Origin of the sequence: Streptomyces ambofaciens ATCC 23877 (genome assembly GCF_001267885.1) — a bacterium.
GTDB lineage: Bacteria > Actinomycetota > Actinomycetes > Streptomycetales > Streptomycetaceae > Streptomyces > Streptomyces ambofaciens.
Genome location: NZ_CP012382.1, coordinates 3,206,296 through 3,228,810 on the forward strand (window position 1 = coordinate 3,206,296; position 22,515 = coordinate 3,228,810).

Annotated in this window: 14 protein-coding genes; 6 read left to right on the plus strand and 8 right to left on the minus strand. The window is 72.4% G+C overall.

All coding sequences use genetic code 11. The features are described from left to right. The first annotated feature begins 36 nt into the window (after positions 1-36). Together SAM23877_RS14285 and SAM23877_RS14290 are read left to right on the plus strand one after the other, a co-directional pair. Positions 37-2,253, plus strand: coding sequence for a CDP-glycerol glycerophosphotransferase family protein (locus tag SAM23877_RS14285; RefSeq protein ID WP_053131948.1), 2,217 nt, complete (start codon positions 37-39; stop codon positions 2,251-2,253). After that, positions 2,250-3,953, plus strand: coding sequence for a glycosyltransferase family 2 protein (locus SAM23877_RS14290; RefSeq protein ID WP_053131951.1), 1,704 nt, complete (start codon positions 2,250-2,252; stop codon positions 3,951-3,953). Before SAM23877_RS14285 ends, SAM23877_RS14290 begins: the two co-directional genes overlap by 4 nt. Positions 3,954-4,046: 93 nt before the next feature. Here SAM23877_RS14290 and SAM23877_RS14295 read toward each other — a convergent pair whose 3' ends face one another. From SAM23877_RS14295 to SAM23877_RS14310, 4 genes are all read right to left on the minus strand, one after another. After that, positions 4,047-5,561 (minus strand): hypothetical protein, encoded by a 1,515-nt coding sequence (locus tag SAM23877_RS14295; protein ID WP_174532291.1) that lies wholly within the window; start codon positions 5,559-5,561, stop codon positions 4,047-4,049. Between the two features lie 219 nt (positions 5,562-5,780). Then, positions 5,781-6,599 (minus strand): ABC transporter permease, encoded by an 819-nt coding sequence (locus tag SAM23877_RS14300; protein WP_053131953.1) that lies wholly within the window; start codon positions 6,597-6,599, stop codon positions 5,781-5,783. Further along, positions 6,596-7,567: an ATP-binding cassette domain-containing protein gene (locus SAM23877_RS14305; protein WP_053131963.1), complete on the minus strand. Its 972-nt coding sequence runs from the start codon at positions 7,565-7,567 to the stop codon at positions 6,596-6,598. Before SAM23877_RS14305 ends, SAM23877_RS14300 begins: the two co-directional genes overlap by 4 nt. A 12-nt stretch (positions 7,568-7,579) precedes the next feature. Beyond that, positions 7,580-8,248 (minus strand): DUF4097 family beta strand repeat-containing protein, encoded by a 669-nt coding sequence (locus tag SAM23877_RS14310; RefSeq protein ID WP_053131965.1) that lies wholly within the window; start codon positions 8,246-8,248, stop codon positions 7,580-7,582. A gap of 225 nt (positions 8,249-8,473) precedes the next feature. On the opposite strand from SAM23877_RS14310, the gene SAM23877_RS42090 reads away from it, so the two are divergent. Then, positions 8,474-9,229, plus strand: a complete 756-nt coding sequence (locus SAM23877_RS42090; protein WP_053131968.1) for a GbsR/MarR family transcriptional regulator — start codon at positions 8,474-8,476, stop codon at positions 9,227-9,229. 92 nt (positions 9,230-9,321) lie between these two features. Here the strand turns inward: SAM23877_RS42090 and SAM23877_RS14320 are convergent, their stop codons facing one another. From SAM23877_RS14320 to SAM23877_RS14330, 3 genes are all read right to left on the minus strand, one after another. Continuing rightward, positions 9,322-14,274 carry an NAD-glutamate dehydrogenase gene (locus tag SAM23877_RS14320; protein WP_053131971.1) on the minus strand — a complete coding sequence of 1,651 codons (4,953 nt, stop codon included), beginning with the start codon at positions 14,272-14,274 and terminating at the stop codon, positions 9,322-9,324. Positions 14,275-15,042: 768 nt separating this feature from the next. Continuing rightward, a complete protein-coding gene (locus SAM23877_RS14325; RefSeq protein WP_053131974.1) occupies positions 15,043-15,714 on the minus strand; it encodes an HAD family hydrolase in 672 nt (223 codons plus the stop codon). A 118-nt stretch (positions 15,715-15,832) separates the two neighbouring features. Then, positions 15,833-16,348, minus strand: coding sequence for a DUF6912 family protein (locus SAM23877_RS14330; protein ID WP_053131977.1), 516 nt, complete (start codon positions 16,346-16,348; stop codon positions 15,833-15,835). Between the two features lie 333 nt (positions 16,349-16,681). Between SAM23877_RS14330 and SAM23877_RS40030 the strand changes: the two genes are divergently transcribed. Continuing rightward, entirely contained in the window at positions 16,682-17,395 is a 714-nt protein-coding gene (locus SAM23877_RS40030; RefSeq protein ID WP_053131980.1) for an Rv3235 family protein, read from the plus strand. Between the two features lie 130 nt (positions 17,396-17,525). Here the strand turns inward: SAM23877_RS40030 and secA are convergent, their stop codons facing one another. Further along, on the minus strand, positions 17,526-20,369 hold the full coding sequence (gene secA, locus SAM23877_RS14340; protein ID WP_053131983.1) for a preprotein translocase subunit SecA: 2,844 nt from the start codon (positions 20,367-20,369) through the stop codon (positions 17,526-17,528). A 275-nt stretch (positions 20,370-20,644) separates the two neighbouring features. On the opposite strand from secA, the gene SAM23877_RS14345 reads away from it, so the two are divergent. Continuing rightward, a complete protein-coding gene (locus tag SAM23877_RS14345) occupies positions 20,645-21,211 on the plus strand; it encodes a GNAT family N-acetyltransferase (RefSeq protein ID WP_053131986.1) in 567 nt (188 codons plus the stop codon). Positions 21,212-21,336: 125 nt separating this feature from the next. Next, entirely contained in the window at positions 21,337-22,512 is a 1,176-nt protein-coding gene (locus tag SAM23877_RS14350; RefSeq protein ID WP_053131989.1) for a winged helix-turn-helix domain-containing protein, read from the plus strand. The last annotated feature ends 3 nt before the right edge of the window (positions 22,513-22,515 follow it).

Consider the following 22,515-nt stretch of genomic DNA (forward strand, 5'->3'; position numbering starts at 1 on the left):
TGCGTCGGGAGCGACGAAGGCGAAGGAGTCCCCGCGATGCCCGAGACCCCCGAACTCAGCGTCGTCGTCCACGGCCCCAACGTCCAGGACCACCTGCCCGCCCTCCTCGGCTCCCTGGCCGCCCAGCCGTCCGCCGGCGTCGAGGTGATCGTCGCCGCCGTCGGGGACTGGGCGCGGGAGGCGGCCGAACGGCACGAGCCCGCGTTCACCGTGCTCCCGCTGCCGGAGGGGGCCGGCGACGCCGCGGCCCGCGCGGCGGGAGCGGCGCGGGCCCGCGGCCGGTGGCTGCACTTCGTGCACGCCAAGGACGGACTGCCCGCCGGCGCCCCGCGCACGGTCGCCGAACACGCGGCGCGCCTCCCCGACACCGTGGACGTCCTGCTCTTCGACCACGTCCGCAGCACCTGGCGGACCTCCGGCCTGCCCTCCCCCGACGGCCCCCGCCTCGCCCGGGCGGGCAGCGCCGGCCTGGCCCTCGACGACCGCGCGGCGCTGCTCGGCCTGACCCCGCTGCTCGGCAACCGTGCCGTGCGCGCCGCCTTCTGGCGGGACCGCGAACGGCTCCTCACCACCGACGACGAGCCGTTCGCCGCGTACGCCGCCCTGCTGCTCGCCGACCGCGTCGCCTGTCTGCCCCACGCCGCGTACGAGGTCCGCGCGCTGCGTCCGCAGAGCCTGCCCCCCGTCCCGCCGGAGCGGCGCCACGCACTGGTCGAGCGCTACGAGAGCCTCCTCGACCTGGCCGCCGGCCGCCCGGCCGCCTACGCCGTCCTGTACGACCTGATGGTCCGCGACTGCCTGCGGACCTTCGCCCGCGCCGGGATGCCGGACGACGTCGCGCGGGAGTTCTTCCGCCGGGCCTCCCTGGCGGCCCGGCACCGCCGCCCGGACGGCCACCGGCACCCGCCCGGTCTCGAAGGCCTGCGCCGATCGCTGCTGGAGCGGGACGCCTGCGCGGAGTACCGCGCGCTCCAGGCCGCCAACCGCACGCGCCGCAGGGTGCGCTCCACGGTGCGCACCGGCAGGCGCCGGGCCGGCACGCTGCTGCGCACGGCCCAGTACCGCCGGGCGCTGGCCGACCCGGTCGATCCGCACCTCGCCGTCTTCTCCGCGTACTGGGCCCGCGGCGTGGCCTGCAACCCGGCCGCGATAGCCGCCGAGCTGGCCCGGCGCGCCCCCGGCGTCCACCCGGTGTGGGTGGTCACCGCGGCGGGCGCCGCCCTGCTGCCGCCCGGCACCGACCACGTCGTGCCCGGCACCCGCCGCTACTGGGAGGTGCTGGCGCGGGCCAAGTACCTGGTCAACAACGTCAACTTCCCGGACGCGGTCGTCAAACGCCCGGGCACCGTCCACCTCCAGACCCACCACGGCACCCCGCTCAAGCGCATGGGCCTGGACCAGATGCCGTACCCGGCCGCCGCCCGGGGCCTGGACTTCCAGGCGCTGCTGGAACGCGTCGACAGGTGGGACTTCAGCGTCTCCGCCAACAGCCACTCGACCCGCATGTGGCAGCGGGCGTACCCCTCCCGGCACGTCTCCCTCGACCACGGCTACCCGCGCAACGACGTCTACTACTCCGCCGGTGCCGCCGAGGTCCGCGCGGTCCGCGAGCGCCTGGGCATCGCGCCCGGCCGCAGGGCGGTGCTGTACGCGCCGACCCACCGCGACTACGAGGCCGGCTGGACGCCGCGCCTGGACCTCGCCGCGCTCGCCGACCAGCTCGGTGAAGAAACGATCCTGCTGGTGCGGGCCCACTACTTCTACGAGACCGCCGCCTCCCCCTCCTCCCCGCTGACCGGTCTGCGCCGCGCCGGCCGGATCATCGACGTCTCCTCCTACGACCCCGTCGAGGAGCTGTGCCTGGCGGCCGACGCGCTGGTGACGGACTACTCGTCGATCATGTTCGACTACGCCAACCTCGACCGCCCGATCGTGATCCACGCCGACGACTGGGAGACGTACCGCACGACCCGCGGCGTCTACTTCGACCTGATGGCCGAGGCCCCGGGTCCGGTCGCCCGCACCCAGCGGGAGCTGACGGACGTCCTCACCACGGACGCCTGGCGCGACGAACGCGCGGCGAAGGCGCGGACCGCCTTCCGGCGCCGGTTCTGCGAGTACGACGACGGCCGCGCCGCCGAGCGCGTCGTCCGCCGGGTCTTCCTCGGGGAGGACGAACGGACGCTGCCGCCGGTACTGCCGGTCGAGGAGCGCACCCCGGCCCCCAGCCCCGAGGAGGCGACCGCGTCATGACCACGGTCCAGAGCCCGGCCAGGAGCACGGCCGTGACCACGCCGGACGTCACCGTCACGGTCATCGTCCACAACGACGCCGAACGCCTGCCCCGCGCGGTCGCGTCCGTCCTGCGGCAGACCCACACCGACATCGAGATCGTCATCAGCGACGACCACTCGACGGACGCGACCCCCGACGTGGCGCGGGCACTGGCGGCCCTCGACCCCCGCGTCGTGTACCTCCGCCTGCCCGAGAACAGCGGCGGCTGCAGCGCGCCGCGCAACCGTGCCCTGGAGATCGCGCGGGCGCCGTACCTGATGTTCCTGGACAGCGACGACGAGCTGCCCGAGCGCGCCGTGGAGGTCCTGCTCGCCGCCCACCGCGAACGCGACCTCGACTTCGCGATGGGCGCGGTGCACCGGGTGCGCGTGGACAACGGACGCCGTACGACGTGGATGCCGCACCTGGTCGCCGAGCGCCGCACCCTCGACGGCATCGAGGCCGACCCGCGGCTGCTCTTCGAGCACCTGGCCACCAGCAAGATGTACGCCCAGGCCTTCCTCGACCGGCACGGCCTGCGCTTCCCGGAGGGCATCCACTACGAGGACCAGCTCTTCTCCGCGCAGGCGTACTGCCTGGCCAAGGCGTTCACCGTCGTCCCGGACCCGGTCTACCGCTGGTACGTCGCCCCGTACGCCGCCTCCGAGGCCGCCTCCATCTCCAACCAGCGGCACAAGCTGAGCAACGTCCGGGACCGCGTCCACGTGCAGCGCCTCATCGACGCGTTCCTGGCCGGGAGCGGACACGGGTCGCTGCGCGAGGACAAGGACTTCAAGTTCCTCAAGCACGACTTCCGGATGTACGCCGGTGACCTGCCGTACCGGGACGACGCGTGGCTGGCGTCCTTCGCGGACCTCATGACCCCGTACCTCGACACACTGGCCCCGGGCGCCTTCGCCCGTCTGCCCCGCGCCGAACGCGTCGTGCTCCAGCTGGTCCGCGACCGCCGCCTCGACGACGTCCGGGAGGCGGCGCGCGGTCTCGGCCACGAGATCGCCCCCCGCCGGACCACCACGGACGCGACGGACGGCCGCACCTACTGGGGCGGGGAGATCCCGCGCTCCGAGCCGGCCCGCCGGGAACTGGACCTGACGGAACTGGGCCTGGACACCCGTCCGTTCTTCACCGCCCTCTTCCGCCACGAGATCACGGAGATCGCCCGGGGCCCCGGCGCCTCGCTCGACCTGACGGTCCGCACCCACGATCCGGCCCTGCGCCTGCCGGTCGGCCCCCAGCGCGCCACCCTCCACCTCGCCCCCGGACGCCGCCGCCTCACGGTCGCCTTCCGCCTCTGTCCCGTCCGCCCCGGCGTCTTCGAGGGCCGCGTGCGCCTCGACCTGGCGTCGGCGCGCCTGCCCGTCCAGGGTTTCGAGGGCGTCCGCCACCCCGTGCTCCGCCTGCGCGGCCAGGGCCGGACCCATACGGGCGTGCTGCTGGCTCCGCTGTCCTTCCCGCCCCTGACCGCCCGCGTCCCGTACCACGGCGGCACGACCCCCCACCGGGTCACGGCGGAACCGGAGGGGCACGACCCGGGCCGCCTGCAGATCCGGTGGCAGCCCGTGGGCGGCACGGCGGCCGTCGTCCGGCCGGCCCTGCGCCGCCTGGCCACACCGCGGGTGAAGCGGGCGGCCCGCTTCGCCGCCGCCCTCCTCCGCTGACCCGCACCGGGGCCCGTCCGGCCCGCCGCCCCGGGCCCCGCGGGGTCGTTCCGCCGGAACGGCTCGCGCCCCCACGACGTCCGAGGCGCGGGTTCAGTCCACCACGGCGTACAGCACCTGCCCGCCCGGCCCCCGGGCCACCGCCCGCAGGTCCTCGGCCCCCCGGAGCCCCGGGCCCCGGTCCACCACCCACCGCACCCCGTACGCGCGCACGATCTCGCGCCGGGACCCCGCCCCCGTCCCCTGGGTGAAGTACGTCCGCACCGCCGCCGCCCGGGCGTTCTTGTCGCGCAGGAAGAAGTCGGGATAGCCGGGGGCCACGGTGTACGCCCCGTACGCCGGGATCTGCCGCGAGGGGAGCCGCCGGGCCATGACCACGTCCCCGTAGCCCACCCACGGCGTGATCCAGTGGTATCCCCTCCACGGCTCCGGGGACTTCTCCGCGACCGCGCCCGGCAACGCCTCCCGGTCGACCACGTACCCGAGCGTCCCCGCCTGTCCCCAGGCCCCGGCCGCCAGCGCCGCGGCCAGCACGCACGCCCACCCGGCCCGTACCGCCCGCCGCCCCGAGCCCACCACCTCCAGCGCCACCGCGACCTGCGCCGGGATCAGCGCGGCGGGCAGCACCCGGCCCCACGACCAGTGCCCGCTCACCCCGCCCGCCGCGAAGACGACCGCGCCCAGCAGGAAGAACAGCACCAGGGCGTCCCGCCGGTCGCGCCACCACCGCACCCCGAGCGCCGCCACCCCCGCCAGGACCAGCCAGTACCGCCCGAACAGGTCCCGGTACAGCGACCGGTGCACCGCGTCCATCCCGTCACCGGCACCGAGCAGCGCGAAGAAGTCGTAGTACGGCCAGAGCCACAGCACCACCACCCCCACCAGCAGCCCCGCTCCCAGCAGCCCCCACACCCTCCGCCCGGCCCGCGCCGCACCCACGACGGCGAGGGCGCCCAGGGAGGCGACGATCCCGGAGAACTGGTGCACCAGCAGGACCACCGCCCACAGCACCCCGAGCCCGGCCCAGACCCCCCACCCCGCCGGCCGCCCCCCGCTCCCGCGCACCGCCCCGGCCAGCCATGCCCAGAGGTGGAAGGCGAGGCCGAGAGCGAAGACGCTCGGGTACGACACCGTCAGGGCCAGGGAGGTGAGCCCGAGGAAGCCGCTCCAGCTGAACTGGGCCGTCCCCCACAGCAGGAGCAGGCACAGCAGCACGAGCGGCGGCGCGGCAGGGCGGGCGCTCAGGGTGCGGACGTACCGCCACACTCCGGTCACCAGCAGACCGAGCGCCACCAGCGCCCCGAGCCGCAGCACGACGAAGACGGAGAACCCGGTCACCCGTGCCACGCACCCCAGCAGCACCGTCCACGGCGAGTAGTACGGGCTCGGGGTGTCCACGTCGACCAGGGGGTTGCCGGGGTCGAGCGGGCTGTGCCGCAGGCGTTGCAGGGTGGCCGCGTGCATGCCCAGGTCACCGGCCCAGGGCAGCCGGACGATCACCAGGAGCAGCAGCAGGAGGACGAGGGCGGCGACCGCGCCGACGGCGACCGCTCCAGGGGCGGCGACCGTGCGCGGCGGTACGGCACACGTCGTCCCGGGGCGGTCCATCACGCGGTCACTTTATCCGTAATGTTCCCTTTTTCGCCGTGCGTCTGCCGTCTGGCGTCTGCTGTCTCCTGTCTGCTGTCTGCTGTCTGCTGTCTGCACGGACCTGGTGCGCGCCTGCGCCGCGCACGCGAAACGGGGCGGCGTGCGCCGACTCGGTGTCGGAGAACGCCGCCCCGGGGGCGGAACGCAGTTGCGGGAGGGCCCGCGCCGGCATGCCGGTTACTTCGGGTCGCGGTTGAACGTCGCCGTCGACCAGAAGTAGCCGAGGACCGTGAGGCCCACGCACCAGAGGACGGCGAGCCAGCCGTTGTTGCCGATCTCGCCGCCGAGCAGCAGGCCCCGCAGGGTCTCGATGGCCGGCGTGAAGGGCTGGTACTCCGCGACCGGCTGGAACCAGCCGGGCATGGAGTCGACCGGGGTGAAGGCGCTGGAGAGGAGCGGCAGCAGGATCAGCGGCATCGCGTTGTTGCTGGCCGCCTCGACGTTCGGGCTGACCAGGCCCATACCGACCGCGATCCAGGTGAGCGCCGTGGCGAAGAGCACGAGCAGCCCGAAGGCCGCCAGCCACTCCAGGGCGGTGGCGTCCGTGGACCGGAAACCGATGGCCACGCCCACGATCCCCACGAGGACCACACTGAGGACCGACTGCAGCACGCTGCCGACCACGTGTCCGACGAGCACCGAAGGGCGGTGGATCGCCATCGTGCGGAAGCGGGCGATGATGCCCTCGTTCATGTCGCCGGCCACGGAGACCGCGGTGCCGATCACGGTGCTGCCGATGGTCATCAGCAACAGGCCCGGGACGACGTACGCGAGGTAGGCGGAGCGGTCCGGGCCGCCGCCGCCGATGCCCGCGCTCATCGTGTCGCCGAAGATGTAGACGAAGAGCAGCAACAGCATGATCGGCGTGAGCAGCAGGTTCAGGGTGAGGGACGGATAGCGCCGGGCGTGCAGGAGGTTGCGGCGCAGCATCGTGGACGAGTCGCGTACGGCGAGGGACATCCGGCTCGGGCGGGCGGGAGCGGCGGGGGTGCTCATCGGGCGGTCTCCTTGGGCTGGTCGGTCCGGCCGGGCCGGGCGGCGGTGTCCGTCAGGGCGAAGAACACGTCGTCGAGGTCGGGGGTGTGCACGGTCAGCTCGTCGGCCTCGACACCGGCCGCGTCGAGCCGGTCGAGGACGGCGCGCAGCTCACGCTGGCTGCCGTCGCTGGGGAGCTGGAGGGCGAGTGCCTCGTCGTCCCGGGTGACCTCGCCCAGGGCGAGGGCGGCGCCCCGGTAGGCGGCGGGGTCGGTGAAGCGCAGGCGCACGTGACCGCCGGGGATGAGCCGCTTGAGCTCCTCCGCGGTGCCCTCGGCGGCGATCCTGCCGTCGTTGAGCACGGCGATGCGGTCGGCGAGCTGGTCGGCCTCCTCCAGGTACTGGGTGGTGAGGAAGACGGTGACGCCGTCGGAGACCAGTTCGCGGATGATCTGCCACATGGTGTGGCGGGAGCGCGGGTCGAGGCCGGTGGTCGGCTCGTCGAGGAAGATGATCCGGGGGGCGCCGACCAGGGTCATCGCGATGTCCAGGCGGCGCTTCATGCCGCCGGAGTAGGTGGAGGCCGGCTTCTTCGCCGCTTCCACCAGGTCGAAGCGTTCCAGCAGCTCGGCGGCGACCCGGCGCCCCTCTCCCTTGGACAGGTGGTGCAGGTCGGCCATGAGGAGCATGTTCTCCTCGCCGGTGATCAGGCCGTCCACCGCGGAGAACTGCCCGGTGACACCGATCGAGGCCCGCACCGCCTGGGGGGCGGAGGCCAGGTCGTGGCCGCCGATGTGGATGCCGCCGGTGCCCTGGTCGGGGGAGACGAGGGTGGAGAGGATCTTCACGGCGGTGGTCTTGCCGGCGCCGTTCGGGCCGAGCAGGGAGAAGATCGTCCCCTCGGGGACGGCCAGGTCGATGCCGTCGAGCACCGTCTTGTCGCCGTAGGACTTGCGCAGCCCGTTCGCCGCGATGGCCAGGTCGGTCATGGTGAAGGCTCCTCAGAGGCTGCGGGCGGCGATGTCGCCGTACGCGGTGGTCGCGTGGATGGTCAGGTCGGCGGTGCCGCCGGTGTTCCTGAGCGCGTTGTCGACACGGCCGTAGCCGGTGCCGGCGTCCAGAGCGGCACAGACCCCGCGGGCGGCCACCACGGACACGTCACCGGACTCGGTGCGCAGCACGACGGTGCCGCCCATGGCCTCGGCGATGGCGATGTCACCCTTCTGGGTGCTGATCTGCGCGGCGCCGCGCAGCCGGCGGACCGAGACGTCACCGGCGAGGAGGGTGAGGCGGGCGCTCGCGGCCTCGTCGAGCTTGACCGAGCCCTGCGCCCCCTCGAAGGCCACGTCGCCGAAGCGTCCGACGCCGCGGAACTCGCCGCTGGCCGCCTTCGCCTCGACCCGGGAGCCGGTGGGGAGCTGGACGGTCACCTCGACCGAGCCGGCATCGCCGAGGATCCGGTTCTTCGCCGGTGCGGCCTCGATGCGCAGGACGCCGTTCTGGTACTCGACGCCGATCCGTTCCGCCGCCTTCACGTCACGGCTCTTCGAGGCGTCCGCCGGCAGGATCTCGACGGTGGTGTCGGCACGGTCGGCGGCGATGAACCGGATGCGCCCGGCGGGGATGTCGAGAACGGCGGAGACGGGGGCGGTGGTGTCGAACTTCGGCATGGTGCTCTCCTGACTGCTCGCTGCTTTCTGACATCACGAACGCTACGTTGCATTCACGGATTGCTCAACACACTTATTGCATCCGACTTGGATAACCGCAGCTCAATGGCCATTAATCGTTGCAACAGCTTGACATATAACGCAACGTCACCTCCACCGTTCGTTGCAACAGAACGAAACTGAACGCTATGCTGGAGGAGTTGAGGCAGAGGAAGGGAGATCCCGGTGCCGGGAGGCAGACTCACCCAGCAGGAACGGCGGCAGATCGCGCTCGGGCTGGCCGACGGGCTCGCCTACGCGGAGATCGCCAGAGGCCTCGACCGCCCCACGTCCACGGTCACGCGCGAGGTGATGCGGAACGGCGGCCCCGCCGCCTACCGCGCCGACCTCGCCCATCACGCCACCGAGCGGCGTGCCCACCGGCGCAGGCGGCCGGCCCCGCAGGGGGCGAAGGACGCCCCGCGGACCCCCGGGCGCGACGCCGAGGCCGTGCGCGAGTACGAGGAGACGTTCACCGCCCACTTCATGCAGTCGGGCCTGCCCAGGATGACGGCCCGGGTGCTGACCTGCCTGCTCACCGCCGACGCCGGCAGTCTCACCGCGTCCGAGCTGGTCCGGCGTCTGGAGATCAGCCCGGCGTCCGTCTCCAAGGCCGTCACCTTCCTGGAGGCCCAGGGCCTCATAGGCCGGGAGCGCGACGAGCGCCGCCGCGAGCGCTACACCGTGGACAACGGCGTCTGGTACGAGGCGATGATCGCCACCGCCCGGTCCCACGCCCAGTTCGCCGAGACCGCGCGGCAGGGCGTCGACCTGCTCGGGCCCGACAGCCCCGCCGCCGTCCGCCTGGAGAACGTCGCCCGCTTCATGGAGTTCGTCGGCGAGAGCATGGCCCGCGCCGCGGAGCAGGCCCGCGAGGTCCTCTACACGAAGGCCGAGCCGCCCCAGGACGGTACCGGCCCGGCGAACCCGGATCGCGACTAGACGATCGAAGGCCGGCGCGAACCCGCCGGCGCCCCCGGACGCGAAGGTGCCCCGGGCCGAGACGGCCCGGGGCACCTCAAGCGGCTACGCCGTCAGGAATGCGTGCGCAGCAGCGTCCGCATCGTCCGCATCGCGACCGACAGGTTGGACAGGTCGAACGCCTCCGAGTTGTGGATCTCCTCCAGCGTGGTGCGGGCCCGGCCGAGGATCGCCGCGTTCTTCTGCTCCCACGCCTTGAACCGCTGCTCGGGCGTCGACGTGCCGTTGCCCGCCGCCAGCACGTCCGCGGTGAGCGCCGCGTGCGCCGCGTACAGGTCCTCCCGGATCGCCGCGCGGGCCATGGACTGCCAGCGGTCGTTACGGGGCAGGTCGCTGATCCGGTCCATGAGCTGGGTGACGCTCAGCCGGTCGGCGAGGTCGTAGTACACCTCGGCGACGTCCAGCGGCTCCTTGCCCGTGCGGTCGGCCACCGACACGATGTCCAGCGTCGGGAAGGCCGAGGAGAACCCGGCCACCCGCGTGGCCGGCTCGTCCGGGACACCGGCGGCCGTCAGCTCGTCGTAGATGTGCTGGTACCACTCCGCGTCCGCGCCGCGCAGCAGCTTCGGCAGCTGCGACCAGACCTGCTCGACCCGCTCGGCGAAGAAGTCGACCGTCTCGGCGAGCTCCAGCGGCTGCGGCCGGTTGTTGAGCAGCCAGCGCGTGCCGCGCTCGACCAGCCGGCGCGAATGCAGCCGGATACGGGTCTGGACGTCGGCCTCCACCCTGTTGTCCAGGGCCTCCACCGCGTCCCACACCGGGGAGGAACGGAAGATCGCCCGGGCCGCGGTCTGCGCCCGCACGATCTCCTCGAGCGACGCGCCGGTCTCCTCGCGCATCCGGTGCAGGTACGTCGTACCGCCCGTGTTGACCGTGTCGTTGACCAGGACGGTCGTCGTGATCTCCCGGCGCAGCGGGTGGCCGTCGATCCGGTCGAGGAACTGCTCGCGCAGCGCCGTCGGGAAGTACGCGTGCAGCAGGCCCTTGAGGTACGGGTCGTCGGGCAGCGAGGTGTGCAGCAGCTCCTCGGCGACCGTGATCTTCGTGTACGCCAGCAGCACGGCCGTCTCCGGACCGGTCAGACCCTGTCCGGCGCCGAGGCGTTCGCGGATCTGGCGGTCGGTGGGCAGGAACTCCAGGGCCCGGTTGAGGTGGCCCTCGCGGACCAGGTGGCGCATGAAGCGCTGCTGGGCGTGGAGCATGTCCTTGGACTGCGCCAGGGCGTTGGCGATCGCCGTGTTCTGCGCGTAGTTGTTGCGCAGCACCAGGGCGCCGACCTCGTCGGTCATCTCGGCGAGCAGCTTGTTGCGCTGCTTGACGGTCATGTCGCCGTCCCTGACGAGACCGTTGAGCAGGATCTTGATGTTCACCTCGTGGTCGGAGGTGTCCACGCCCGCGCTGTTGTCGATGGCGTCGGTGTTGATCCGGCCGCCGTGCAGCGCGAACTCGATCCGGCCCAGCTGGGTCAGGCCCAGGTTGCCGCCCTCGCCGACGACCTGGACCCGCAGGTCCCCGCCGTCGACACGGATGGCGTCGTTGCCCTTGTCGCCGACGTCGCCGTTGGTCTCGGTGGACGCCTTGACGTACGTGCCGATGCCGCCGTTCCACAGCAGGTCCACCGGCGCCGTGAGGATCGCCTTCATCAGGTCGGCCGGGGTCATCTTCGTGACGCCGGACTCGATGCCGAGGGCCTCGCGGACGTGTGCGTTGACCGGGATCGACTTGGCCGTGCGCGGGAAGATCCCGCCGCCCGCCGAGAGCAGCGCGGTGTCGTAGTCCTCCCACGAGGAGCGCGGCAGGTCGAACAGGCGGCGGCGCTCGGCGTACGAGGTGGCCGCGTCCGGCGTCGGGTCGAGGAAGATGTGCCGGTGGTCGAAGGCGGCGACCAGACGGATGTGCTCGCTGAGCAGCATGCCGTTGCCGAAGACGTCACCGGACATGTCGCCGATACCGACGACGGTGAAGTCCTGGGTCTGGGTGTCCACGCCCAGCTCCCGGAAGTGCCGCTTGACGGACTCCCAGGCGCCGCGGGCGGTGATGCCCATGCCCTTGTGGTCGTAGCCCGCCGAGCCGCCGGAGGCGAAGGCGTCACCGAGCCAGAAGTTGTAGGACTCGGCGACCTCGTTGGCGATGTCCGAGAACTTCGCGGTGCCCTTGTCGGCGGCGACGACGAGGTAGGTGTCGTCCTCGTCGTGCCGGACGACGTCGGCGGGCGGGACCACCTCGCCCGCGACCATGTTGTCCGTGATGTCCAGGAGCGCCGAGATGAAGGTCTTGTAGCTGGCGATGCCCTCGGCCATCCAGGCGTCGCGGTCGGCGTTCGGGTCGGGCAGCTGCTTGGCGACGAAGCCGCCCTTGGCGCCGACCGGCACGATGACGGTGTTCTTCACCATCTGCGCCTTGACCAGGCCGAGGATCTCGGTGCGGAAGTCCTCCCGGCGGTCCGACCAGCGCAGGCCACCGCGCGCGACCTTGCCGAAGCGCAGGTGCACGCCCTCGACTCGCGGCGAGTACACCCAGATCTCGAACGCCGGACGCGGCGCGGGGAGGTCCGGGATGGCCTGCGGGTCGAACTTCATGGAGACGTAGTCGTGCGGCTTGCCGCCCGCCGCCTCCTGGAAGAAGTTCGTCCGCAGCGTCGCCTTGATGACGGTGAGGAAGGAGCGCAGGATCCGGTCCTCGTCGAGGCTCGCCACCTGGTCGAGGGCCGCGTCGACCTCTTCGAGCAGGGCGTCGACGATCTCGCGCCCGGCACGCTGCCGCTCCGGCGCCATCCGCGCCTCGAACAGGGAGACGAGCAGACGCGTGGTGTGGACGTTGTTGCGGAGGGTGTCCTCCATGTAGTCCTGGCTGAACTTCGAGCCGGCCTGCCGCAGGTACTTGGCGTACGCGCGCAGCACCATCGCCTGCCGCCAGGTCAGTCCGGCGCTGAGCACCAGGGCGTTGAAGCCGTCGTTCTCCGCCTGACCGGTCCAGGTCGCGGCGAAGGCGTCCTGGAAGCGCTCGCGGGCGTCGTCGCCGAGGTACTCGGCGCCGGCGACCGTCTTCGGCATCCGCAGGCCGAAGTCGTAGATCCAGGCCGTCGTGCGGTTGGCGCAGCGCAGCTCGTACGGCCGCTCGTCGGTGACCTCGACGCCGAGCCGGCTGAGCACCGGCAGGACGGCGGACAGGGAGACCGTGCCGCCCTTCTGGAAGATCTTGAACCGGCGTTCCTGCGGCGCGGCGCCCACCGGCTCGTACAGGCTCAGCGCGAACGTCCTGTCGTCGTCGAGCCGCTCCAGATGGCCGAGGTCGGCGACCGCCGAGCGCGGGCCGTGGTCCGCCTTGTAGCCCTCGGGGAAGGCACCGCCGTAGTGGCGCAGCAACTCGGCGGAGCGCTCCTCGCCCATCTCCGCGTTGAGCGCCTCGGCGAAACCGTCGGCCCAGGAGCGGGCGGCCTCGACGAGACGGGCCTCGATGCGCTCCTTGTCGGCGTCGGACAGCTCCGGCAGCTCGGTGCCCTGCGGGACGCGGACCACGAAGTGCAGCCGGGACAGGATCGACTCGGTGTTCCAGGCCGTGAAGTCGACGCTGGTACCGCCGAGCTCCTCCTTGAGGATGTCGATGATCCGCAGCCGGACACCGGTGGTGTAGCGGTCCCGGGGGAGGTAGACGAGGGCGGAGTAGTAGCGCCCGTACTCGTCCTGGCGCAGGTAGAGCCTGAGCCGGCGCCGCTCCTGGAGGTAGAGCACGGAGGTGACGATCGGCTCCAGCTCCTCGACGGGCATCTGGAACATCTCGTCGCGCGGGTACGTCTCCAGGATCTGCAGCAGATCCCGCCCGTCGTGGCTGTTGGGCGAGAAGCCGGCCCGCTCCAGCACCTCCTCCACCTTGCGCCGGACGACCGGCACCCGGCGGACGGACTCGGTGTAGGCGGCGGACGAGAACAGACCGAGGAAGCGCCGCTCGCCGACGACGTTGCCCTGCTCGTCGAACTTCTTGACGCCGATGTAGTCCAGGTACGACGGCCGGTGCACGGTGGCCCGGCTGTTGGCCTTGGTCAGCACGAGCAGCCGGTGTTCACGGGCCTTGGCCCGGGCGTCGGCCGGGAGCCGCTCGAAGGACGGGCTGACCGGATGGCTCTCGTCGGTCGCGTGGTGCGGGTCGGAGCGCAGGATGCCGAGGCCGGTGCCGGCGACGGCGGCGAGGGAGTCGTCGCCGCGCAGCTGGTACTCGCGGTAGCCGAGGAAGGTGAAGTGGTCGTCGGCCAGCCAGCGCAGCAGCTCGCGGGCCTCCTCCCGCTCCCGCGGGGGGAGGTCGTCGGGTGCGGGCTCCGCGGGCAGCCCCTCCGCGAGGCGGACGGCCGCGTCCCGCATCTTGCCCCAGTCCTCGACGGTCTCGCGGACGTCGTTCAGGACGCGCAGCAGGTCGGCGGTGATCTGCTTCAGGTCGCCGCGGTCGGTCTCGCGGTCGATCTCGACGTGGATCCAGGACTCGACGTGGGCGTCGTGCGGCAGGTCGTCGGACGGGCCGCCGTTGAGCACCTCGACGAGCTTTCCGGCGACATCGCGCCGGACCACGATCAGCGGGTGGACCACGACGTGGATGCCGCGGCCCTGCCGGGTCAGCTCGTTGGTCACGGAGTCGACGAGGAAGGGCATGTCGTCCGTGACGACCTCGACGACGGAGTGGCTGCACGTCCAGCCGTTCTCCTCGACCGTCGGGGTGTGCACCCGCACGTTCGCCGTGCCCTGCGGGCGGTTCTCCGCCAGCCGGTAGTGCGAGACGGCGGCTCCGAAGACGTCGACCGGGTCGCGGTCGGTCAGGTCCTCCGGGGCGGTGTGCCGGTAGTAACGCCGGAGGAACGCGAACACGGATGCGTGGTCCGGGGCCGGGGTGCCCGGGGTGTCCGGGGTGCCCTCGTCCGTCGTCCCAGTCGGTAGGTGCCCCCCGACCGGGCTGTTCTCAGCTACCCGGGCAGCCCTTTCGAGCAGCTCGGCCTTGGCTTCGTCCAGCTTGGTCTGCATTGTCCTCTGGCTCCTGTCGCGCGCCGTTGCGTGACGTAGAAGGAAGTACGGTCTCCTGCCTTCCGGCATGACGTCGGGACACGGGGTGTCCGGTCTGGTCCGACGCTATGCCGCAAGATGAGAGGAGCGGGGGCATATCGGCCAATGTCGCCGCGCCCGTCGGGTGTGACGTCGCTCTCGCCGTCATCGTCCGGGGAGTGCGCGGCGCCGTGCCGGGGGCCTGCGATGCCCCGTCCCGCCCGCGAAGACCAGCGACCGCCGCCCGGACACGGATGTCGTCCGTGCGTACCGGGCGCAGGGCAGGGGCGCCGGTGCCCCCGCGAGCTATCGCGCTGATCACGCCACAAGGCTATCGCCCCTCGCGGGGCCCCCGTCACGAGCCGTATGTGTACAAAAGCAGGGGTGGAACTTTGACGTTCTGCACAGGTGCGCGCCGCCTGACAGAGTCCGCCCGACCGACCACGCCCGCCCCCGTCCGGTCCGGTCCGGTCCGGTGCGGTCCGGTCCGGTCCGGTGCGGTCCGGTCCGGTCCGGTCCCGTCCGGTCCGGTGCGGTCCGGTCCGGTCCCGTCCGGTCCGGTCCCGTCCGGTCCGGTGCCGGGCCCGCACTGCCGGCCGGCCCGCACCTCCAGCGGGCCTACACCGCCAGCGGGCCCACGCCACCCACGCCGCCATCAGGCCCACGCCACCGGCGGGCCCCACCGTCGGCGGCCCCGCGCATCCGGCAGGCCCGCGCATCCGGCGGTCCCGCCGCGCCGGGCGGCCGGACCTACGCCGCCAGACGCTCCGCCTCCGCGACGGCTTCCCGCAGCGTGTCCACGACCGGCACCCCGAACCCCTCCAGACTGGCCCGGCTGTGCGACCCCCCGGTGTAGAGCACCGCCCGCGCCCCCACGTGCCCCGCGGCCACCGCGTCGTCGCCGGCGTCCCCGATCACCACCGTGCGGGCGGGCTCCACCCCGGCCAGCGCCAGCTCCGCGAGGTGCCGCACCATGTGCTCGGCCTTGCTCCCCCCCGACGGCCCGGTCCGCCCGTCGACGCGTATGAAGTGCGCCTCGATACCGAAGTCCTTCACCAGCGGCACCAGCTCGTCATGGCCGTACATGCTGAGGATCGACTGGCTGCGCCCCGCCGAGCTCCAGCCCGCGAGCAGCTCCGCGACGCCCTCGGTGAGCCCGCACCGCACCCGGTGCTCGAGGTAGTGACGGTGGAAGGCCGTGTCCATGACCTCCCACTCGGCCTCGGTGGGCAGCCGTCCCATCAGCCGCTCGTAGAACTTCGGCACCGGCACGCAGTACAGCGCCCGGTACTGCTCCAGCGTGATCGGCGTCAGCCCCAGCTCGGCGAAGGCCGCGTTGGTCGCTCCGATGATCGCGTCGTTGTCGTGGAACAGCGTCCCGTTCCAGTCCCAGACGATGTGTGCCCCTGTCTGCATCCCCATGCCCGAAAACGTACCCGCCGCCACTGACAGTCAGCCGGGCACCCCGGCAGCGGGACACCAGCCGCGGCTCTCCGCGGGAGGCGGGACGCGGGCGGGACGCCCACCCGGGGGCCGGGCCTCAGCCGCGCTCCTCCACCAGGGCCGGGATCTCCTGCGTGGCGTACCACAGCAGCTCGTGGTCCTCCGCCCCGTCCACGACGAACCGGGCGTCGTCGTCCCCGCCGTCCGCCGCCGCGAGGGCGTCGGCCGCGGCGGTCACGTCCGCCTCGGCGTCGGCGGAGTCGACGTGCACGGAGGCCGCCTTGGCCAGCGGCAGCGGCCCGGCGACCCGCACCTCGCCCAGCGTCGCGGGGTCGGGTCCCCGCCCCGGGTCGGCCGAGACCCCGCCGTCGGGCACGTCGGCGGCGACCACGACCCGGCGTCGCGGCACGCCGGCGTCGGCCGCCACCAGCCGCAGCGAGGCCAGCGCGGCCCGGTTCAGAGCGGCGTACTCCAGCTCCTCGACGTCGTCCGAGAGGTACCACTCGCGCAGCGCCGGTGTGACGGCGTACGCGACGAGCTGTCCGGTCTCCAGCTGGCCCGTCCTGTGCGCCTCGGCGAGACCGGAGAGGGTCAGGGGGACGTAGACGCGCATGTGACTGCCGCTTTCGTGGTCGGGTGCCGCCGAAGGCACCGGATGGCCTGGGGCGGGAGTGGAGGAGCCTTCAGGATACGTGCGGGTGTCCCCTTTCGGGTTCCCGCACAGGACGCCCCACGCGTCCACCCCCGTCCCCGGAACTCACCCGGTGCACCCCCTCCGCCCCGGGCTTTCCCCTGGTCCCGGTCACCCGGATAGGTGAACCTTCCGGCCCCCTCGTCCCGGCCGCCCTCCTCCTTGCCGTCACGGCCCGCCACCCCGTACAAGATCCACGACCACGAAGTTACTGCCCGGTATCACCGCATCCGGGCCACCGAACGGGGAGTCCCGATGCGCAAGGTCATGACCAGGACCCAGCTCCGCCCGGCCGGCACGTCCCTGCTCGCGCCGGACGACGCGTCCGTGAGCGCTCCCGCTCGCGCGTCCGGTGGCGTCCCGCCCCGCAGGCCCGGCGGAAGCGGCCCGCGGGCCACGGCCCCCGGCGGCCGCCCGCCGGGCTCCCCCGGCAGGTCCGCGCGGGCCCGTACGAGGCCCACGGACACCCGCCCCGCCGCGACCGGTCCGGGCCGTACCGGCGGGACGAGCCGGCGTACGGCGGTGGGCGCCCCTGGGACGGGCCCCGCCGCTCCGGCCGTGCGCGGGGCCGCCGCGGTCCCGCAGGCGCCTCTCGTCCCCGCCCAGACCCCTCGCCGCCCCGTCCCGCAGCTCCGCCCCACCGACCGCTTCGCCGAGCTCCTCCTCCACGTGCTCAGCGGCCGGCGCCCCGTCCACTCGATGCTCCGCCACACCGCCGGGCGCGCCTACGACGAACTGGCCCACCTCGCCGAACGCGGCCCCCTGCGCACCCGCGGCACCCTCCCCGTCGTCCGGGACATCGGCTACTTCGAGCCCCGGCCGGGCGCACTGGAGGTCTTCGCCCGCATCGGCGCGGGTGACCAGCTCCGCGCCATGGCCTTCCGCCTGGAGCAGGGCCGTGACCTGCGCTGGCGCTGCACGGCGGTGGAACTGGGCGGCCCCCGCAGGCCGCACGCGGACGACGACTGAGGGGACGACCGAGCCGACCGACCCCGGACAGGCCGAAGGGCCGGGCACCCAGGGGTGCACGGCCCTTCCACCGGCCGGTGCGGCACCCGCGGGCGCCGCGCCGTCACGTCAAGCGGTCACTTCCACGCCGTCACTTCTTACGGCGACGTCCGCCCTTGGCCTGCTTGCGGCGCTCCGCGCGGGTGAGGCCGTCGGACTGGGGCTGCGGCTCGCCGTCGGTGGTGAAGTCACCCTCGACGACACCGCCCTCACCGTCCACGGTCGGCGCGGAGAAGTGCAGCCCCCGGCGCTGCGGGGCGTCGAGTCCCTTGGCACGGATCTCCGGACGGGCGCCCGTCTGGGCCGGGACCGCGTCCTGCGCGCCCTTCTCCAGCGACGGCGCCGTGTCCTCGACCGGGACCTCCTCGACCTGCTGCTCGACCTGGACCTCCAGGTTGAACAGGTAGCCGACGGACTCCTCCTTGATGCCCTCCATCATGGCCTGGAACATGTCGAAGCCCTCGCGCTGGTACTCGACCAGCGGGTCCTTCTGCGCCATCGCGCGCAGGCCGATGCCCTCCTGGAGGTAGTCCATCTCGTAGAGGTGCTCGCGCCACTTGCGGTCCAGGACCGAGAGCACGACCCGGCGCTCCAGCTCGCGCATGATCTCGGAGCCGAGCTGCGCCTCACGCGCCTCGTACTGCTCCTGGATGTCGTCCTTGATGGACTCCGCGATGTAGTCGGCGGTCAGACCGGCGCGGTCGCCGGCCGCCTCCTCCAGCTCCTCGACGGTGACCTTCACCGGGTAGAGCTGCTTGAAGGCGCCCCAGAGCCGGTCGAGGTCCCAGTCCTCCGGGAAGCCCTCGGCGGTCTCGGCCTGCACGTACGCGTCGATCGTGTCGCCCATGAAGTGCTGGATCTGCTCCTGCAGGTCCTCGCCCTCCAGAACGCGGCGCCGCTCGCCGTAGATGACCTCGCGCTGCCGGTTGAGGACCTCGTCGTACTTCAGGACGTTCTTGCGGGTCTCGAAGTTCTGCGTCTCGACCTGCGACTGGGCGGAGGCGATCGCGCGCGTGACCATCTTGTTCTCGATGGGCACGTCGTCCGGGACGTTCGCCATCGACATCACGCGCTCGACCATCTGGGCCTTGAACAGCCGCATGAGGTCGTCGCCGAGGGAGAGGTAGAAGCGGGACTCGCCGGGGTCGCCCTGACGGCCGGAACGACCGCGCAGCTGGTTGTCGATACGACGCGACTCGTGCCGCTCGGTGCCCAGCACGTAGAGACCGCCGAGTTCCTTGACCTCTTCGAACTCCGCCTTGACCGCCTGCTCGGCCCGCTCCAGCGCGGCGGGCAGGGCCGCGGCCCACTCCTCGATGTGCTCCTCGGGGTCGAGGCCGCGCTGGCGCAGCTCCGCCTCCGCGAGGTCCTCGGGGTTGCCACCGAGCTTGATGTCCGTGCCACGGCCGGCCATGTTGGTCGCCACCGTCACGGAGCCCTTGCGGCCCGCCTGGGCGACGATCGTCGCCTCCCGGTCGTGCTGCTTGGCGTTGAGCACCTCGTGCTGGACGCCACGCTTGCTGAGCTGCTGCGAGAGGTACTCGGACTTCTCGACCGAGGTGGTGCCGACGAGGATCGGCTGACCCTTGCGGTGCTTCTCCTCGATGTCGTCGACGACCGCCTCGAACTTCGCGACCTCGGTGCGGTAGATCAGGTCCGACTGGTCCTTGCGGACCATCGGCCGGTTGGTGGGGATGGGCACCACGCCGAGCTTGTAGATCTGGTGGAACTCGGCGGCCTCGGTCATCGCCGTACCGGTCATGCCGGACAGACCGGGCAGTTCCTTGCCGGCATGGTCGTGGCGCTTGTAGAGGCGGAAGAAGTTCTGGAGCGTGATCGTGGCGAGCGTCTGGTTCTCGTCCTTGATGTCCACCCCTTCCTTCGCCTCGATCGCCTGGTGCATGCCCTCGTTGTAGCGGCGGCCGGCGAGGATGCGGCCGGTGTGCTCGTCGACGATCATGACTTCGCCGTCGATGACGACGTAGTCCTTGTCCTTCTTGAAGAGTTCCTTGGCCTTGATGGCGTTGTTCAGGTAGCCGACCAGCGGGGTGTTCACCGACTCGTAGAGGTTGTCGATGCCCAGCCAGTCCTCGACCTTGGCGACACCCGACTCGTGGATGGCGACGGTGCGCTTCTTCTCGTCGACCTCGTAGTCGCCGGTCTCCTCGATGCCCTTGAGGGTGTTGCCGGCCTCGCCCTTCTTCAGGCGCGTGACCAGCTTGGCGAAGTCGCCGTACCACTTGGTGGCCTGGTCGGCCGGGCCGGAGATGATCAGCGGCGTACGGGCCTCGTCGACGAGGATGGAGTCGACCTCGTCGACGATGGCGAAGTTGTGGCCGCGCTGGACGAGTTCGTCCTTGGACCACGCCATGTTGTCGCGCAGGTAGTCGAAGCCGAACTCGTTGTTCGTGCCGTAGGTGATGTCGCAGCCGTACATCTCGCGGCGCTGGGCCGGCGTCTGGTTGGCGAGGATGCAGCCGACGCTCAGGCCGAGGAACTTGTGGACGCGGCCCATCATCTCGGAGTCGCGCTCGGCCAGGTAGTCGTTGACCGTGACGATGTGGACGCCCTCGCCGGACAGGGCGTTGAGATAGGCGGGCAGCGTGCCGACCAGGGTCTTGCCCTCACCGGTCTTCATCTCGGCCACGTAGCCCATGTGCAGGGCGGCGCCGCCCATCATCTGCACGTCGTAGTGCCGCTGGCCCAGGACGCGCTTGGCGGCCTCCCGGACGGTGGCGAAGGCTTCGGGAAGCAGGTCGTCCAGGCTCTCACCATCGGCGTAGCGCTGCTTGTACTCATCGGTGAGCGCCCGCAGCTCGGCGTCGGAGAGGTCGACGAAGTCCTCTTCGATGGAGTTGACCTGGTCCGCGATGCGGTGCAGCTTGCGCAGGATCTTGCCTTCGCCTGCACGCATGATCTTCGAGAGGACGGACACGGGGGTTGGTCTCCTTGCCGGTCGGGCCTGGGACGGTCGTTTTCCTGTGACGTACTGAGCAACGGCCATCGTATGCGAGGACCCCGCCGCCCCGGGAGCCTGCTGTAACGGGGACCGTGTGCTCCTTCATCCAGCTTCCGGTCTGCTGTCACCCGGTTCAACGTCCGGGCCCCGCGGATGGTGCCGCGCCCGCGTGGAATCACGCGGAAGGTGACCGCCCGTTCACGCAGGGCACAAGGATGGCGTCCGCCGCGGGCGCCGCGCAGAATCGGCCGATGGAACCCCTCACACTCGCCACCGACCGCCTCGTGCTGCGGACGGTCGGCCGCCAGGACACCGAGGCCGTGTACGCCGCCTGCCAGGATCCCGACATCCAGCGGTGGACCACGATCCCCTCGCCCTATCTCCCGGAGCACGCGCGGGGCTTCACGGAGCAGATGGTGCCCGCCGGCTGGGCGAACGGCTCCCTGTTCACCTTCGGCCTCTTCCTCCCCACCGGTGACCTGGCGGGCATGCTCGGCGTCACGGCCCTCTCCCCCGGAGTCGGGGAGATCGGCTTCTGGGGCACCAGGGAGCACCGCGGCCGCGGCTACGTCACCGAGGCCACCGTCGCCGCCTCCCGCTGGGCCTTCACCGACCGCGCGATCGACCGCCTGGAGTGGCGCGCCGAGGTCGGCAACACGGCCTCCCGCGCGGTGGCCCTGCGCGCGGGCTTCACCCTGGAGGGAACGCTGCGCTCCGCGATCAGCAACAACGGCGTACGCCGCGACTGCTGGGTCGGCTCGCTCCTCCCCTCGGACCTCGCCCTCCCGTCGACGGCCCCGTACCTGCCGGCGCCGTAGCCCCCGCGCGGCCCGGTCGCGCCCCGGTGTCCGAACGGCCAGGGAGGCGACCGGAGGGGCTCCCCGCCGCCCCGGCCGCGCAGCGCCCGCCCCACTGTCAGACCCACCCCCTATCGTGCGGACGTATGACGACCCTCCCGCCCCCCGCCACGGACCTGTCCGCAGACGAGGCCCGCCGCCTCGCCCTCCGCGCACAGGGCTTCCTCGGCGCCCCCGACCGGCGCGGAGGCGTCCGCGGTGTCCTGCGTCAGCTGGGCGCGGTGCAGCTCGACACCATCTCGGTCCTCGCCCGCTCCCACGAGCTCATCCCGTACGCCCGCCTCGGCGCGGTGGGCCGCAGGACGGTCGAGACGGCCTACTGGACGGACACGCACGCCTTCGAGTACTGGTCCCACGCCGCCTGCATCCTCCCCATCGAGGAGTGGCCCCACTTCGCCTTCCGCCGCCGCGCCTACCGCAACCGCCCGCACTGGAACCACCACCTCCCCGACGGTGTCTACGACCAGGTCGTCAAGCAGCTCCGCGCCGAGGGCCCCCTCACCGCGACGGACCTGGGCGGCGCGAAGAGGACCAGCGAGTGGTGGGACTGGTCGGGGACGAAGGTGGCCGTGGAGCGCGCGCTCATGTACGGCGAGGTCGTGTGCGTCGAGCGCCGCGGCTGGAAACGGGTGTACGACCTGGCAGAGCGTGCCGTCCCGGCCGCACTGCTGCACGACGACCTCGACGACACGGAATGCCTGCGCCGCCTGGTCCGGCTGGCCGGCCAGTCCCTGGGCGTCGGCACGCGCGCGGACATCGCGGACTACCACCGTCTCAAGGCCGAGCAGGTCGACGCCGTGATCGCCGACTCGGGCCTGGTCCCGGTCACGGTGGAGGGCTGGGCCAAGCCGGCCTGGGCGGATCCCGTGGCCCTCGGGACGCCCCCGCGCGGCCGGCACCGCACGACGCTGCTCTCGCCCTTCGACTCCCTGATCTGGGAGCGTGCGCGCACGGAGCGGATCTTCGGCTTCACCCACCGTCTGGAGGCCTACGTCCCCAAGCAGAAGCGGGTGCACGGTTACTTCGCGATGCCCGTCCTGGCGGGCGGGCGGCTCGTCGGCCGCGTGGACCCGGCCCGCGAGGGGCGCACCCTGGTCGCCAGGCAGGTCACGCTGGACGGCCCCAAGGCGGTCCCGGCGGTGGCCCAGGCCCTGGTCGAGGCGGCGGGCTGGGTGGACTGCACGGACGTGCGCGTGGAGCGGGTCGACGCGCCGGACCTGCGCGAGCCCCTCGCCGGGGAGCTGGCCCGCCTGCTCGCCTGACCG

Bases quoted from the DNA above. Each gene is read 5' to 3' on its own strand.
- SAM23877_RS14285 (WP_053131948.1), top strand. From the start codon at position 37: ATGCCCGAGACCCCCGAACTCAGCGTCGTCGTCCACGGCCCCAACGTC.
- SAM23877_RS14290 (WP_053131951.1), top strand. From the start codon at position 2,250: ATGACCACGGTCCAGAGCCCGGCCAGGAGCACGGCCGTGACCACGCCG.
- SAM23877_RS14295 (WP_174532291.1), bottom strand. From the start codon at position 5,561: ATGGACCGCCCCGGGACGACGTGTGCCGTACCGCCGCGCACGGTCGCC.
- SAM23877_RS14300 (WP_053131953.1), bottom strand. From the start codon at position 6,599: ATGAGCACCCCCGCCGCTCCCGCCCGCCCGAGCCGGATGTCCCTCGCC.
- SAM23877_RS14305 (WP_053131963.1), bottom strand. From the start codon at position 7,567: ATGACCGACCTGGCCATCGCGGCGAACGGGCTGCGCAAGTCCTACGGC.
- SAM23877_RS14310 (WP_053131965.1), bottom strand. From the start codon at position 8,248: ATGCCGAAGTTCGACACCACCGCCCCCGTCTCCGCCGTTCTCGACATC.
- SAM23877_RS14320 (WP_053131971.1), bottom strand. From the start codon at position 14,274: ATGCAGACCAAGCTGGACGAAGCCAAGGCCGAGCTGCTCGAAAGGGCT.
- SAM23877_RS14325 (WP_053131974.1), bottom strand. From the start codon at position 15,714: ATGGGGATGCAGACAGGGGCACACATCGTCTGGGACTGGAACGGGACG.
- SAM23877_RS14330 (WP_053131977.1), bottom strand. From the start codon at position 16,348: ATGCGCGTCTACGTCCCCCTGACCCTCTCCGGTCTCGCCGAGGCGCAC.
- SAM23877_RS40030 (WP_053131980.1), top strand. From the start codon at position 16,682: ATGCGCAAGGTCATGACCAGGACCCAGCTCCGCCCGGCCGGCACGTCC.
- SAM23877_RS14345 (WP_053131986.1), top strand. From the start codon at position 20,645: ATGGAACCCCTCACACTCGCCACCGACCGCCTCGTGCTGCGGACGGTC.
- SAM23877_RS14350 (WP_053131989.1), top strand. From the start codon at position 21,337: ATGACGACCCTCCCGCCCCCCGCCACGGACCTGTCCGCAGACGAGGCC.